General features: G+C 53.1%; 15 protein-coding genes. 12 read left to right on the plus strand and 3 right to left on the minus strand.

Features of this window, described 5'->3' with window-relative positions:
• The first annotated feature begins 41 nt into the window (after positions 1-41).
• Complete coding sequence (ribF, locus tag JL719_RS23405) at positions 42-986, plus strand: bifunctional riboflavin kinase/FAD synthetase (protein ID WP_033156933.1); 945 nt, start codon at positions 42-44, stop codon at positions 984-986.
• Entirely contained in the window at positions 983-1,213 is a 231-nt protein-coding gene (locus JL719_RS23410) for a DUF1289 domain-containing protein (protein ID WP_033156934.1), read from the plus strand. The genes ribF and JL719_RS23410 overlap by 4 nt, the downstream gene beginning before the upstream one ends.
• Here JL719_RS23410 and JL719_RS23415 read toward each other — a convergent pair.
• Together JL719_RS23415 and JL719_RS23420 are read right to left on the minus strand one after the other, a co-directional pair.
• Positions 1,210-2,691 carry a polysaccharide biosynthesis C-terminal domain-containing protein gene (locus tag JL719_RS23415; protein WP_033156935.1) on the minus strand — a complete coding sequence of 494 codons (1,482 nt, stop codon included), beginning with the start codon at positions 2,689-2,691 and terminating at the stop codon, positions 1,210-1,212. The genes JL719_RS23410 and JL719_RS23415 overlap by 4 nt on opposite strands.
• A gap of 115 nt (positions 2,692-2,806) precedes the next feature.
• Positions 2,807-3,379, minus strand: coding sequence for a TetR/AcrR family transcriptional regulator (locus tag JL719_RS23420; RefSeq protein WP_033156936.1), 573 nt, complete (start codon positions 3,377-3,379; stop codon positions 2,807-2,809).
• Positions 3,380-3,494: 115 nt separating this feature from the next.
• Between JL719_RS23420 and JL719_RS23425 the strand changes: the two genes are divergently transcribed.
• From JL719_RS23425 to JL719_RS23460, 8 genes are all read left to right on the plus strand, one after another.
• A complete protein-coding gene (locus tag JL719_RS23425; protein WP_033156937.1) occupies positions 3,495-4,145 on the plus strand; it encodes a glutathione S-transferase family protein in 651 nt (216 codons plus the stop codon).
• A 311-nt stretch (positions 4,146-4,456) separates the two neighbouring features.
• Positions 4,457-5,224 (plus strand): YciC family protein, encoded by a 768-nt coding sequence (locus tag JL719_RS23430; RefSeq protein ID WP_033156938.1) that lies wholly within the window; start codon positions 4,457-4,459, stop codon positions 5,222-5,224.
• Positions 5,224-6,105: a DUF4129 domain-containing protein gene (locus tag JL719_RS23435; protein ID WP_033156939.1), complete on the plus strand. Its 882-nt coding sequence runs from the start codon at positions 5,224-5,226 to the stop codon at positions 6,103-6,105. Before JL719_RS23430 ends, JL719_RS23435 begins: the two co-directional genes overlap by 1 nt.
• Entirely contained in the window at positions 6,102-7,397 is a 1,296-nt protein-coding gene (locus tag JL719_RS23440; RefSeq protein ID WP_033156940.1) for a DUF4350 domain-containing protein, read from the plus strand. Before JL719_RS23435 ends, JL719_RS23440 begins: the two co-directional genes overlap by 4 nt.
• A complete protein-coding gene (locus tag JL719_RS23445; protein WP_033156941.1) occupies positions 7,394-8,362 on the plus strand; it encodes an AAA family ATPase in 969 nt (322 codons plus the stop codon). Before JL719_RS23440 ends, JL719_RS23445 begins: the two co-directional genes overlap by 4 nt.
• On the plus strand, positions 8,362-9,660 hold the full coding sequence (locus JL719_RS23450) for a DUF58 domain-containing protein (protein WP_033156942.1): 1,299 nt from the start codon (positions 8,362-8,364) through the stop codon (positions 9,658-9,660). Before JL719_RS23445 ends, JL719_RS23450 begins: the two co-directional genes overlap by 1 nt.
• A gap of 52 nt (positions 9,661-9,712) precedes the next feature.
• Entirely contained in the window at positions 9,713-10,483 is a 771-nt protein-coding gene (locus JL719_RS23455) for an RDD family protein (RefSeq protein ID WP_084153301.1), read from the plus strand.
• 7 nt (positions 10,484-10,490) lie between these two features.
• Positions 10,491-11,480, plus strand: coding sequence for a stage II sporulation protein M (locus JL719_RS23460; RefSeq protein ID WP_051670024.1), 990 nt, complete (start codon positions 10,491-10,493; stop codon positions 11,478-11,480).
• Between the two features lie 232 nt (positions 11,481-11,712).
• Here JL719_RS23460 and sodB read toward each other — a convergent pair whose 3' ends face one another.
• Complete coding sequence (gene sodB / locus JL719_RS23465) at positions 11,713-12,294, minus strand: superoxide dismutase [Fe] (protein ID WP_033156944.1); 582 nt, start codon at positions 12,292-12,294, stop codon at positions 11,713-11,715.
• 124 nt (positions 12,295-12,418) lie between these two features.
• On the opposite strand from sodB, the gene JL719_RS23470 reads away from it, so the two are divergent.
• Positions 12,419-12,892, plus strand: a complete 474-nt coding sequence (locus tag JL719_RS23470) for a CYTH domain-containing protein (protein ID WP_033156945.1) — start codon at positions 12,419-12,421, stop codon at positions 12,890-12,892.
• A 231-nt stretch (positions 12,893-13,123) separates the two neighbouring features.
• Positions 13,124-13,813: a tetratricopeptide repeat protein gene (locus JL719_RS23475; protein ID WP_033156946.1), complete on the plus strand. Its 690-nt coding sequence runs from the start codon at positions 13,124-13,126 to the stop codon at positions 13,811-13,813.
• Positions 13,814-13,850: the final 37 nt, after the last annotated feature.

Consider the following 13,850-nt stretch of genomic DNA (forward strand, 5'->3'; position numbering starts at 1 on the left):
TGGTTACTGATAGAATTAGGCTTTTTAGTCAGACAGCCATCATGCGCCTAATCAGGGGTTTAAATCATCTTGAGCCGTTACGCGACGGCTGCGTGTTGACCATAGGCAACTTCGACGGTCTGCATCTTGGGCACAAGTTGGTCATCGAAAAGCTGGCCGAGCATGGCCGGCGGTTGAATTTGCCAACGGTGGCAATGGTCTTTGAACCTCAACCGTTGGAGTATTTCCTCGGCGACCATGCGCCATCCAGACTGACCCGGTTGCGCGAAAAAACCATTCAGTTTGCTAAATTACCGGTCGACGAATTACTGGTTTTACCCTTTAACCGCAGCCTGGCCGATTGCGATGCGGAGCATTTCATTCGCGATATTTTGGTCGAGCGCTTGCGCGTCAAGCATTTGGTGGTTGGGGACGATTTTCACTTTGGCAAGGCGCGGCGCGGCAATTTTGCGCTGTTGCAGCATCGCGGCGAGGAGTATGGTTTTGCGGTAGAAGATAGCCATTCTTTCGAGCTGGCCGGTTTGCGAGTCAGCAGCACGCTGATTCGCGATGCCCTGGGCGAAGGCCAATTGGAGCAGGCCAAGCTGATGTTGGGCCGGGACTATTCGGTCTGCGGCCGGGTCGCACACGGCGACAAACGCGGCAGGGAGTTGGGCTTTCCTACGGCCAATGTCAGAATGTTTAGAAAGAATACCCCCGTCGTCGGCGTATTCGCGGTGACGATGACCGGCTTGAATGGCAACGAATACCAAGGGGTCGCCAATGTCGGCACCCGCCCCACCTTCGACGGTGGCGCTAAAGTGGTCTTGGAAACGCATTTATTCAACTTCAATCAAGACATTTATGGCCATTACGTGGAAGTGCATTTTAAAAAGAAGCTGCGCGACGAAATCCGTTTTGCCTCGCTGAGCGAATTGAAACTGCAAATCAGCCGGGATGTCGAACAGGCTCAGCAGTTTTTCAGTGAAACATTGGATATGAAATGATTAACTCCGCAAACTTCCCGGCATCGCCTTGTGTCCGTAACTGTTGCCTGAACGACGAGGATATTTGCTTGGGCTGTTACCGCTCCCTGGATGAAATCCGCCTGTGGTCTAGCGCGGATACGCAGACTCGCGAACTGTTTTTGCAGCAGGCTGCCGAGCGGCGTAGCAAGATTTTGCAGGCCGCTCGGTTGAGGTCTGCTTATGTCGAACAGTTGCCGAAAGCTTAAGCGCTACGCCGCCTTTGTAATATCGGCCTGACATCCAGCCAAGCCGCAATGCCTATGTAAGTAGCCAAGCCCAGGCTACCGGCCAGCCAGACATTCACCTGATAAATATCCAACACGTAGCGATTGGCAAAATATAGCGCCAGACCCAATGCAAAATAACCGGTGATCTTGAAGAGCGGATAGCTCACCGGATAATAGTGCCGGCCCAAAGCCCAAGATAAAACCACCATAAACAAATAACAAGCCAGCGTTGCCCACGCCGAGCCGACATAGCCCCAAACCGGTATCCAACAGATATTCAAAACAATCGTCAGGCCTGCTCCGGCCAGCGATACCCAGGCGCCCAAGCCGGTGCGGTCGCTCAGTTTGTACCAGACTGACAGATTGACATAGATCCCCAGCAGCAAATTAGCCATCAGTAATATCGGCACCACCTCCAGGCCCACTCGATACTCCTCGCCGATAAAATATTTGAACAGGTCGATGAACAGCATCACCACTAAAAAAATAAACACTCCGGCAATCACAAAATACTGCATCACTAGTGCATAAGCGCGTTTGGCGTCGGCACGACCGGCATAGGAAAAGAAAAACGGTTCGCCGGCGTAGCGAAAGGCCTGCACGAACAAACTCATCAAAATCGACAGCTTGTAGCAGGCGCCGTAAATGCCCAGCATCTTCAGGTTGGTGGGTAAATCGTAAGGCAGCAAGACTTTCAGAATCGCCCTATCCAGCATTTCGTTGACCATGCCGGCAAAGCCGATGATGACCATGGGCAGCGAGTAACGCAGCATGGGCCTGAGCACGCGCGGGTCGAGCTGGAAGCGCACCGCGCGAAATTGCGGCAGTAACAGCAGCAGCTTGCAAACACTGGCGGCCAGATTGGCTAAAAATATGTAACCCACGCCCAGTTTAGGGTCGTAATAAGCGGCCAGCTCGCTATCCGGCCATAAAGTATTCAGCTTCGGCCAGACCAGCAAAAACAAAAGATTCAAGCCGATGGCGATGAATATCTCGGTCATTTTGATGCCGGCGAAACGCCAGGCCCGGTTCTCGGCGCGCAATCGGGCAAACGGCAGTGCCGACAGGGCATCCAGCGCCAGAATCCAACCGAACCACAGCAAATACTCCGGATGTCGCGGATATTGCAGCCAGTCGGCCAATGGCTGTTGCCAATAGTAGATTGCCGCGATGAAGCCGAGATTGGCGATCAGCAAAAAGCTTAAAGCGCCGCGGTAAACCTCATCGCCGCTAAACTCCGGCCGCTGCCGAAAGCGGAAATAACCGGTCTCCAAACCTAGCACCAACAACACCGCAAAAAATCCGGCATAGGCGTAAAACTCGGAGACCACGCCGTATTCGCCGGCGCTGAAGGTGTAGGTGTACAGCGGCACCAGCAGATAATTCAAAAAACGGCCGACGATGCTGCTGAGACCGTAGATGGCGGTTTGGGAGACGAGTTGGCGTAGTGAGCTCAAATGCGCTTAAGTCCAAAGAATGATGGGACCTCCGGGTGAGGCCTAAGGTAGCCATATTGTAAGGTAGTTGCCGGCTTACCGCTCTATACGACACAGCCAGCTGCCCGGGCTACGTTTATTCTGCGCAGGCTAAACTTTGCTCGATCAGGACTTTCGCTGCGGCGGCGGCGGTGCGCATTGCCCCGGATTCTCGGCGTCTCTGTTCGCTAACCATGGCCCCGGAAATCAGCATTGCCAATTGTTGGGACAGTGCTTCCGGATCCCGCGCGCCGGCTTGTCGGGCTAAATCTGTCAATACTTGTTGAAAGGTGTCGGAAAACTCGGCGGCGGCCCGTTGAACAGGATTGGCGGCCTCGGCAAATTCGGCAGCGGCATTGATAAACGGGCAGCCACGAAACTCCGGGCTGGATGATAATTCATCGAATACCGCAAACACCGCCAGCAACTTTTGCTTGGGTTCGCTGGCGCGCTGTTCCATACCGATAAGGATACGATTCAGCATGGCCTCTCTGCTTTTGCTTAGATGTGCCAATACCAGATCGTCTTTTGACGGAAAGTACTTATACAGACTCATTTTGGTGGTGCCGGCGGCTTTTACTATTGCATCGACGCCGGTGGTCTTGATGCCTTGGCTGTAAAACAACGCAGAGGCAGTTTGCAAAATGTGATCTTGGAGATTACGGGCCATAATTTAAGTACCTGGAAAAAACAGCTTGCAACTATACAGACCGGTATGTATTATTTCAATAGACTGACCGGTCTGTTATAGCGCAGTCTTTAATTCAACTACTGGAGATTATTCGATGATTACTTTGTACGGCGTGGCAATCAGCAACTATTACAACAAAGTCAAATTTGCGTTGATGGAAAAGGATATAGCATTCATCGAAGAGTTTACCCCACCCAGCCAGAGCGAGGATTTGTTGCAACGATCCCCGCTGGGAAAAGTCCCGTTCATCAAAACCAGCGACGGTTATCTATCCGAATCGCAAGCGATACTGGAGTATCTGGAAGATGCATTTCCGGAACATCCGCTGTATCCGGCCGATGCTTATGAGCGCGGCAAATGCCGGGAGTTTATCCAACATCTTGAATTGAACGTCGAACTGATTGCGCGCCGCCTGTATGGGGAGTTTCTGTTCGGCAACACCGTATCGGCAGAAACCAAGGACGAAGTCAGAGCCAAGCTCGATACCGGATTAAAGGGCTTAGCCAAACTGCTGAAATTATCGCCCTATGCCCTGGGCGACCGTTTCAGTACGGCAGACATCGTAGCCTGGCCGCATCTGCAATTGGTGGGTTTTGCCACCCAAAAAATCTACGGCGAGAACTTGGTGAATACGCATATTCCGGGCATTGAAGCTTATATACAACTGATCGAAAGCCGGCCGCACGCGCAAATCGTCGGTGCCGACCGGGCAAAGGCCTTAGAAGCCTTTTTTCGGAATAAATAGGCCCCGCTCTGCTATTCCTCAGGTGATTTAGCACAAGACCCTCTTATCACTTTCTGGCATTAAGCCGTCGGCGTAATGATGCCGGCGGCCACTCCATAGTGATTTGCGTATTCCGATCAAATCAGTCAAGGCGGACCGACCGAGTGGAGTCCCTGCTGTGCTAGGGCTTCGGCGCCTGCTATTCAGGACATTTACGCATAGACCAATTCAGAACTAATTGTCTATACTTCGCTTCCTAACGGCTATCACAATTTGTTTTCGAACATTTAGCGGGAGCCAAGCTCCGCAACCTTCAATTTAGGAATTTACTCATGCGACTATTAGCCACTGAACCCGCCAGTATTGCGAAAATTTTGGATGCCAGTATCAAACTGTACTCGGCCTGCTTCAGCAGACTATGGGGCATTCTTTCAATACTTGCCGTGCTGTATATCGCCATGGGTTTGCTGACTGCAACTTTGCAGCCCGATCCGGCCGCACCACAGACTGCGGCGCTGGAATTATTGTCTGAGAACCTGTTACTGATATTAGCGTTTGTCATTGTTTTCTCCTTGGTGTCTTTCGTGCTCTATGCCGCCCTTATTTACCGCTTGGATAATGTGACCAATGAACGGGAAGACAGTTTTTCCGAAGCGATAACGGCTGGATTCAGAGCCTTTCCCTCAATGTTCCTCGCCGCGTTCCTGTACATGGTTGTGATAATCGTGGGCTATATCCTGCTGCTGATACCGGGCTTGATCGTGACCTTATCGCTGATGTTTTATCTCTATTTCATCGTCATCGACGGCCTTGGCGGCTATAGAGCTCTTAGAGCCAGCCACTCTTTGGTTTGGGGAAATTGGTGGCGGACTGCGACAATCTTTACCGTACCGATGATCATCTGGATGGCAGTGATGTTTGCGCTGGGGTTTTTGATGGCTTTTCTGGCGCCGGCAGACAATCAAGTCTTGATGCAGATTTTGATGAATTTATTGTCGGTGTTTTTCATGCCCTATTTTTTCGCGCTGGGTTACGTGCAGTTTCACGACTTGAAGTTGCGTAAATCGGGCAGCGACCTTGCCTCTCGCCTAGGCAGATAATGCGGTTTGCTGCTTTACTGCTGTTGTGTCTGGCCGGCTCATCCCAGGCGCAAGACAACAGCTTACAAGCCTGCCTGAACCTTGCCCGGCAACAATCCGGGCAACAGCTAGATATTAAAAAACACTGTCCGGCTCTGTTCAAGGAATTGGCAAACCAGGGCCTGCTGACCAGTTTCGATCCACCATTAACTGCCGACGTTAGTGCCACGCAACTGGCGCTTTTAGCCGACAGCCTGAATAATTCTGGGACCATCCGCCAGGAAGGCCTGACGCTATTGTTAGCTGAAATTTTGATCACGCCAACCGACGACTCGCAAGCGAATTGGTGGCAAGCCGTCCTGAACTGGCTGAATAGCCTCAAGCCGGCGGACCATGAAGACCAATACCAGCAGTTGCAGCGCTGGCTCGCGGCCTTGAAGCCATCGCAACAAGCGGCCGAGATTATCATCTACGTGTCGATTGCCTTATTGCTGGGGCTATCGGCCTGGCTGGTGATTAGCGAGTTGTATCAGGCCGGGGTTTTTCGCAAATTTTCCGGCAAGCGCCAGCCCGTCACTCCCGCCGATAAGCTCGCTGAAACGCAGTCATTAGCTTCGCATCCGACGATTAAGACCGTAACCCCGCAAGCTCAAATCGGCGCCTTGCTGGCGCAACTGATAAACGCACTAATCCAGCGCCAACTGCTTCCGGCCGACCCCAGCCTGACCCATCGGCAACTCGTTAGTCATTTTCAACAACAAGCCCGACAAGCGGATTCGGCATTTTCCCGTTTGGTCCGCCAAGCCGAACCCTTGCTTTACGGCCATCGCCCTGTTGATGCGGACTTGGTCGGCAATTACCGGCGCGAGGTGCAGGCGCTATTGGGCAATTTGCGCTCATGAAAGAACGCCTGATTACCCTTCTAACCGCACTGGCGGCATTGGCGCTGGTGATTTTGTTGTTGTCGCCGCGCCATCCCGATGCGCAGAAGCCGCTATCGCTACCGACTAGCGAAGACCGCGGAGCAGATGGTCTGAAAGGGCTTTTTACCTGGCTACACCGCGAAGGACTGAATGTCGTCAGTTTTCGCAAACGCTACAGCGATCTGCATAAGGACAAAACCCTTCCGGAGCGCGGCAATGTGCTGATTGCCAGCATGCCCGCTTCCAAAGAAATCCGAGAAACGGAGTGGCCGGCGCTGGCGGACTGGCTGGAGCAAGGCAACACGCTGATCGTTCTAGGCGCCGTGTATCAACACCCGGGCTGGGCCGCTGCCGAGGATTGCTTTTGCGATGTTAAGGAACTTTTGTCACGCTACGACTGGATCCTGGATTCCGCAGATCAACAAGACGAGCCAAACACCCCGGAAACACAGACGGATCAAACCCTGCAAAGCACCCTAAACACCCTACAAAACAGCCTCAAAGGCGCTCTCCCGCAAGACAGCCAGTTGCTTGCTCAATCCTCGCACCCCCTGCTGCAGGGCGTAACCATCCTACAGACCCAAACCTCGGCAGACTTGTTAAAAGCCGCATGGACGCTAACCGGCAGCGAACCTGAGAATCTCTCGCTGCGCTTGCTGTCCGAGCGCGATAGCCATCTCACCACCGCCTGGTGGATGAATGCCGGCGCCGGCCGGATCGTGTTGCTGCTGACCCCGGATTTGTTTAGTAACCAGCGGTTGGGGCAAGCAGACAACGCCCGGTTTATCGGCAATTTGCTCAAGCAATCCCTCGCGCCAGCAGGCCGATTGCTGTTCGACGATTACCATTTCGGCTTGTCCGAACTATACGATCCCGAGCACTTTTTTAAAGACCAACGGCTGCATCAAACCTTGTGGTGCTTTGGCATATTCTGGCTGCTTTACGTGGCCGGCTACACCAGCCGCCTGGCGCCGGTGCGCCAAGCCGGCAGTCAACTATCCACCCGGGATTTCATCAAGGTTACCGCCGAATTTTTCGCGCGCCGCCTGAACCAGCCTGTATTGGCCGAGGCCCTGGTTAAGCATCTGCTGGCGGATATTCATGCTCGGCGGGGCATGCGCAGCGAAGCGGAAGTCTGGCTTTGGCTGGAACAGCATAGCCGGGTAAGCAACGATCAGATCACACTATTAAAACGGGCGTTAGCCAAACAACGTCTTTCATTACTGCGTTTATCCAACACTATTACTTACATCAGGACAGTCACGCTATGAGCAACAACGCGGCGCAAAATTTGAATCTCCACCTGCGGCAACAAATAGGCAAGGTGGTATTCGGCATGGATGAGGTGCTGCATGGCTTGGTCATCGTCTGGATTGCCGACGGCCATGTGCTGCTGGAAGGTGCGCCGGGCCTGGGGAAAACCCTGTTGGCCAAATCACTGGCGCAATTGATGAGCGGCAGTTTCGGGCGCATCCAAGGCACCGCCGATCTGATGCCGTCCGATATTACCGGTCTGCATATCTTCAACACCGAGGCTAACAGTTTCGAATTCGTCCCCGGCCCCTTGTTCAACGAAGTGGTGCTGGTTGATGAAATCAACCGCGCCGGCCCCAAGACCCAATCGGCATTGTTGCAGGCAATGGAAGAAAAACTGGTGACGCTGGATAGAAAAACCTATCCGCTAGCAGAAAACTTTTTTCTGATTGCCGCTCAAAACCCCTTCGATTTCGAGGGCGTTTATCCCTTGCTGGAATCGCAACTGGATCGCTTTTTGGTGCGTCTGGACATTAACTATCCGCAACTGCCGGCGGAGGTGGCGGTGCTCAGGCACTACGATAAACCGGGCGGCGGGCACAGCACGGCGTTGCAACAAATCCAAGCCCTGCCCGATACGCTACTGCAGCAAGCGCGCCAAGAAGCCGCCGCTGTTCACGTTGAAGACTGTTTGTACCAATATGCCATCATGCTGGCGGAAGCCAGCCGTAACCATCCGCGTTTAAGCCTGGGCCTGTCGACCCGCGGCGCACTTGCCATCATTCGCTGCGCACGGGTTGAAGCGGTGCTGGACGGCCGCGATTTCCTGATCCCCGATGACATCAAAGCGGTCGCGCCGCTGGTAGTCGGGCATCGTTTACTGCTCAGTTCCGAAGCCATGCTGGAAGGTTACTCCGCCATTCAAATCTACCGGGAAATCGAAAATCAGGTCGCCGTTCCCCGCAGTGCGGAAGCGAAATAATGTCGATATCGCGTTTGACACTGCTGCTGGCCGGCTTGATTGTTCTGCTGGCCATCGCCGGTATCTGGAGCGGCGAGCCGCTGCAAGGTTTCTGGCGATGGCCGGCGGCCTTGCTGATAACGCTGATGGCTTGGGAACGCTTCAGGTTGATGGACAATATTGAGTTGCATAGACAAGTTCCGGCCACTTTGGCACTGGGCGAGTCAGTCGGCTACAGCATTCAAGTCTGCAATCGGGCCGGCGCCAAGGTCCGCTTCGAAACCCAAAGCGACTACCCTGCCGCGATTGTCGGCGACAACTCGCTGCAGCGTTGGCTACTGGGCGCACATGAAACCCAAAGCCGGCAGTTTTCGATTACGCCCACCCGCTTGGGCGGCACGTCCTTGGGCAGTTTGTATGTAAAACAGCTGGGCGCGTTCGGCTTGTGCTGGTGGACGCGGCGGATAGACGACGATATCGCCATGCGGATAGAACCCGCCCGGCTGAACAACTTTGTAGACCTATCCGGCATGCAGCAGCTTGGTAGCCGCGGCAGCGTCCAGGCTCGCAGTAGTGGCGTCGAGTTTTTGGATTTAAGCGAGTATCGGCGCGGCGATTCCTTGCGCAGCATAGACTGGAAGGCCACGGCCCGGCGCGGCAAGCCGATGGTGCGGCACTTCGAGCGCGAACATTTGCTGGAAATTGCGGTGCTGATCGATTGCGGTTTGAGCAGCCGCCTGCAAAGCGAACACATGGACCGCTTACATCATTACATCAATGTCGCCGCCAAATTGACGGAATTTGCCAGCTACCAAGGCGACCGGATCGCCTGTCTGGCCTACGCCCAACAAACTGTCGATAAAACGCCGATGGCCGGCGGCATGAACTCGGTCCGGGCCATACGTCAGCTGTTGAGCCGGCTCACAGTGTTTAACGAGAACGGCAATGCCCTGAATGCCGCACTGGAGGTCAAGCAACTGCTGAAACGGCGCGGTCTGGTGATTTTCCTGACCGAACTGGAACAGCCGGAAGCCGCTTTGCAGTTGGTTCAAGCCGGGAAATTACTTTCCACCAAACATCAAGTCCTGGTCGCCACAGTCGATGAGCCGGCGATTGGCGACGATCTGAAACAAAACGGGGTCTACTGGCAGGACCCTTATCGGAAATTCGCCATTCTCGAATACCTGCGCGGCCGCGAGTTGACCCGCAAGCGTTTACAGGGCAGTGGGGTAGCGGTAACCAGCGCCACCGCACAGAATCTGGACCGGCGGATACTGGCTTATTACCGGAACAAGCGCGACACCATCGCGGCAGCCTGATGTTAAATACCCGGTACCAACCTGTGTAAACAACTGACCTGTTTTTAATAAGATGATGAATAACCCCCTGAATAAACCCGGTTCGTTCCAGGATTATCTGCACATACAATCGGCAGACGGTATGGATTACCAGTTGGAAATTGCCGGAATGGGCGCACGTACCTATGCCTTCGTCATCGATTGGCATATACGGCTGTTGTTGGCGATCAGTTGGGTTGCGATCTGCGGCGTGGCGTTTTTTAACTGGGAAGAACTGCGCAACGTGTTTAAACCGGGACATCCCGGCTATACCGGCCTGATTTTAATCTTGCCGACCCTGCTGATATATTTTTTGTATCACCCGGTGCTGGAAATCCTGATGGCCGGACGAACGCCGGGCAAGCGCATGACCGGGGTTCGCCTGGTGGATTTACAAGGGCATACCCCCGGCATCGGCGCGCTGTTGTTGCGCAATGTGTTTCGCCTGATCGACTCGCTACCCGGCTTTTATTTTCTTGGCCTGGTGGCAGTCGCCTTCACCGGCAAACACCAGCGGATCGGCGATTTGGCGGCGGGCCTGGTACTGGTGTATGACAACGTCGACAAGACCCATTCCTTGCAGCAAATTTCCACGTTAACCCTGCATTCCCGTTTAAGTGGCGACGATCAGACCCTGCTGCTGGATCTGTTGAAGCGCTGGGACGAACTGGCCTCCGAACGCCGGATCTTGTTCGCCACACAATTTTTAAGCCGAATCGGCCGCGACATTCCTGAAGCAAGTGACAAACAGACGCAAGAACAGGCCTTAAAACGGGCTCTGAAAAGCTTGTTAGGCGAACCCTGAGCCGACGATGCAGCAGTTAAACAACCAATCTCAAGCATTGTCTCACTGGTTAAATGCCCGGAAAAGCCAATGGGAAAGCCTGGAAAACACCCTTAAACCGACGGCTAGCCGCCGCGCCCAGGAAATCAGTGATGCCCGCCAGCTGCTGTCAGGCTATCGCGCCCTGTTGAGCGATTTGTCCTTGTCGCGCCGGGTAAACGGCAAAGCCATGATTACCCGTTACCTGGAAAACCTGTTCTTAAAAGCCCACGAAGAAATCTACCGTCCCGCCAATCATCCTTTGGCGCGTTTGATCGATTTATATCATTGGGAAATACCGCGGCTGATGCGAGAATTGAAAACCGCAATTTTCAGCGCCTTTGCGCTGTTCGCACTGGGTATTGCCGCCGGCTGGTGGCTGATTGGCAGCTATCCCGATCTGATCGGTCTGCTGGCCTCGCCGAAGATGATAGACCACGTTCAGAAAGGCGAATTATGGACCGACGGCCTGCTCAACGTCGCGCCGTCCTCGGTATTGTCGCTTAGCATTGCCGCCAACAACATCACGGTGACACTCTTCGCTTTTGGCTTGGGGGCATTCTACGGCGTCGGCACCCTCTACATCATCGGCTTCAACGGTTTCATGCTGGGCGGAATCTTTGCCTTTACCGCCGCTTACCAGCTGGACGGGCGGTTGTTTGCCTTCATCATTGGCCATGGCGTGGTCGAATTAAGCGTCATCATCATCGCCGGCGCGATGGGCTTGCAACTCGGCGAAGCCCTGATACGGCCCGGCGCCCGCAATCGACTGCAAGCGTTTCAGGAAACCAGCATCAGTGCCGGCAAAGTACTGCTTGCGGTAACCCCGTTTCTGATTTTTGCCGGTTTGATCGAAGGCTTTGTCTCTCCCGATCAAGCCTTCAATTTGCCGCAAAGAGCGGTGATCGGCTGCTGCAGCGGCATGATATTCTGGCTGATTCTGTTGTTCGGCGTGCCGGGAAAATCCAGACAGCAGTGACAGTACTTCGCAGCTATTCGGTATAGGCTAATACTGCTTAAGGTATTGCCTTGCCGATAATAGCGATAGCTTGGTTGTCGAAACGATAGGTTGAATTGGAGAGGACGAGGTAGAGGCTTGCTGCTTTTTAAGCTCGGCTAGCGCCAGTCTTGTATTGAAAAGCCCGAGTAATAAGTCTGGCAAAAGTGGCGCGGACGGGCCTGTGAGGACGCCGGCCCGCGCCTTCTAAAGCTTAAGCTTCGTAGTTGGCGCTGGCAAATTCCCAGTTAACCAAGGCCCAGAACGCTTCCAGGTATTTTGGGCGCAGATTGCGGAAATCGATGTAATAAGCGTGTTCCCAAACATCGCAAGTCAACAACGGCGTTTGGCCGGCGGTCAACGGGCAACCGGCGTTACTGGTGCTAACCAGTTCCAAGCCGCCTTTATCGTTTTTCACCAACCACGCCCAGCCTGAGCCGAAAGTGGTGACCGCGCATTTGGTGAATTCTTCTTTGAATTTCTCGAAAGAACCGAAAGTTCTGTCAATGGCATTTGCCAGACCACCGGTAGGTTCGCCGCCGCCGTTGGGAGACAGGCTGTTCCAATAAAAGGTGTGGTTCCAGATTTGCGCTGCGTTGTTGAATACGCCGCCAGAGGATTTTTTCACGATCTCTTCCAGAGACAAGCCTTCAAACTCGGTGCCGGGAACCAGATTATTCAGGTTGGTAACATAAGTTTGGTGATGTTTGCCGTAGTGAAATTCGATCGTTTCTGCGGAAATGTGCGGCGCCAATGCGTCTTTTGCGTACGGTAATGCAGGTAATTCAAAAGCCATCTTTATTCTCCAGATTGATTGAACAGCAGCAGTGATTAGGCGCGGGCTTACCGCCCAAACCTAATTACCCAGCATTATAATAAAGAATTATTGCTTAACACTACCTAATCTAAGGAAAACAACGATGGCACTTGAGGTTGAACATAAGTTTTTGCTGGCGAACGACGACTGGCGCGGCGAAATCGATCATTCCGTACACTACAAACAGGGCTATTTGAGTAGCAGTCCGCTTAGCTCAGTAAGGGTGCGGATTTCCGATAGCCAGGCTTGGCTGAATATCAAGAGCGCCACTATCGGCACCCATCGTCAAGAATTTGAGTATGAAATCCCTTTGCCTGACGCCAACAGTATTCTCGACGAACTATGCCACAAGCCGTTGGTGGAAAAAACCCGTCATTTTGTTTATCGGGATCGGCACGTTTGGGAAATTGACGAGTTCATGGGCGATAACCAAGGTTTGATTGTCGCCGAAATCGAATTGTCGACAGTAGGCGAGGCCTTTGTTAAGCCGGACTGGGTCGGCATGGAAGTTACCGACGATATACGCTATTACAACAATAATCTCTGCAAGTATCCGTTCAAGGATTGGGATAAATAAGCGGCAACAAGCCAGATAGGCGATAAAAGTTGCCGTTTTCCGAGGTTTGCGGCGCTTGTTGCAAAACTGGGACAAGATATTCGCAGAATCGCTACAGCGCTACAAATGCATACCTAGCCTGCCTCACTAAAGCCTGGCGCTTAGCGAATTTTTGCGATAGGTAATACTTTGTTAAAACAATAATTTAAAGGACGTATTGAAATCCAAAATGCAATGCTCTATATTGAATGTATGAGCAAAGCTACTTTTGTTGTTTTATTGATACTTTTTGCCGGTCCGCTGCATGCATCGGAGCTGGCGACCGCTATTGCCCGTTTGGAAAGCGAGTGGGCCAACGTTTATTATCAAAGCGACGAAACCCGGCAAAGACAAACTTATCCGCAATTACTGGAAACAGCCGCGGAATTAACCAAACGCTACCCGAATGCCGCCGAGCCGAAAATCTGGCAAGCGACGATTATCGCCACCAATGCGGCGTTTCAATCTTCGTTGAGCGCCTTGTCCAGCCTGCAAACCGCCAAGACACTGTTGGAAGAAGCCATCGCCCAAAATCCCAATGCGCTGGATGGCGCGGCCTATGTCACGCTGGGCACACTGTATTACATGGTGCCTGGCTGGCCGGTATCTTTTGGGGATAATCAGCTTGCGGAGCAAATGTTGAAAGCCAGCTTGAAAATCAACCCCAACGGTATCGACGCCAATTACTTCTACGCCGATTATTTGCTGCAACAGGATCGCAGCGCGGAAGCTGAGGAATATTTGCACAAGGCCGTCCAGGCCCCGCTGCGCAAACAGCAAGTATTTGCCGATACCCAGTTGCAAAACGAAGCCAAAATGGCGCTCGCACACACCCAGCAACGTAAATCCAACGCCGGCAAAAATAAATTTCAATCGTTGTTCACTTCCGCGACAGCCGACTAAATACGCCTGGCCCGTTTGCCTTTGGCTGTAGAATAAC

Source organism: Methylomonas sp. LW13, assembly GCF_016865255.1.
Taxonomy (GTDB): Bacteria; Pseudomonadota; Gammaproteobacteria; order Methylococcales; family Methylomonadaceae; genus Methylomonas.

Coding starts and splice junctions, on each gene's coding strand:
- JL719_RS23450 (WP_033156942.1), top strand. CDS start 8,362: ATGTCGATATCGCGTTTGACACTGCTGCTGGCCGGCTTGATTGTTCTG.
- JL719_RS23435 (WP_033156939.1), top strand. CDS start 5,224: ATGCGGTTTGCTGCTTTACTGCTGTTGTGTCTGGCCGGCTCATCCCAG.
- JL719_RS23420 (WP_033156936.1), bottom strand. CDS start 3,379: ATGGCCCGTAATCTCCAAGATCACATTTTGCAAACTGCCTCTGCGTTG.
- ribF (WP_033156933.1), top strand. CDS start 42: ATGCGCCTAATCAGGGGTTTAAATCATCTTGAGCCGTTACGCGACGGC.
- JL719_RS23470 (WP_033156945.1), top strand. CDS start 12,419: ATGGCACTTGAGGTTGAACATAAGTTTTTGCTGGCGAACGACGACTGG.
- JL719_RS23425 (WP_033156937.1), top strand. CDS start 3,495: ATGATTACTTTGTACGGCGTGGCAATCAGCAACTATTACAACAAAGTC.
- JL719_RS23410 (WP_033156934.1), top strand. CDS start 983: ATGATTAACTCCGCAAACTTCCCGGCATCGCCTTGTGTCCGTAACTGT.
- JL719_RS23440 (WP_033156940.1), top strand. CDS start 6,102: ATGAAAGAACGCCTGATTACCCTTCTAACCGCACTGGCGGCATTGGCG.
- JL719_RS23455 (WP_084153301.1), top strand. CDS start 9,713: ATGATGAATAACCCCCTGAATAAACCCGGTTCGTTCCAGGATTATCTG.
- JL719_RS23475 (WP_033156946.1), top strand. CDS start 13,124: ATGAGCAAAGCTACTTTTGTTGTTTTATTGATACTTTTTGCCGGTCCG.
- JL719_RS23445 (WP_033156941.1), top strand. CDS start 7,394: ATGAGCAACAACGCGGCGCAAAATTTGAATCTCCACCTGCGGCAACAA.
- JL719_RS23460 (WP_051670024.1), top strand. CDS start 10,491: ATGCAGCAGTTAAACAACCAATCTCAAGCATTGTCTCACTGGTTAAAT.
- JL719_RS23430 (WP_033156938.1), top strand. CDS start 4,457: ATGCGACTATTAGCCACTGAACCCGCCAGTATTGCGAAAATTTTGGAT.
- sodB (WP_033156944.1), bottom strand. CDS start 12,294: ATGGCTTTTGAATTACCTGCATTACCGTACGCAAAAGACGCATTGGCG.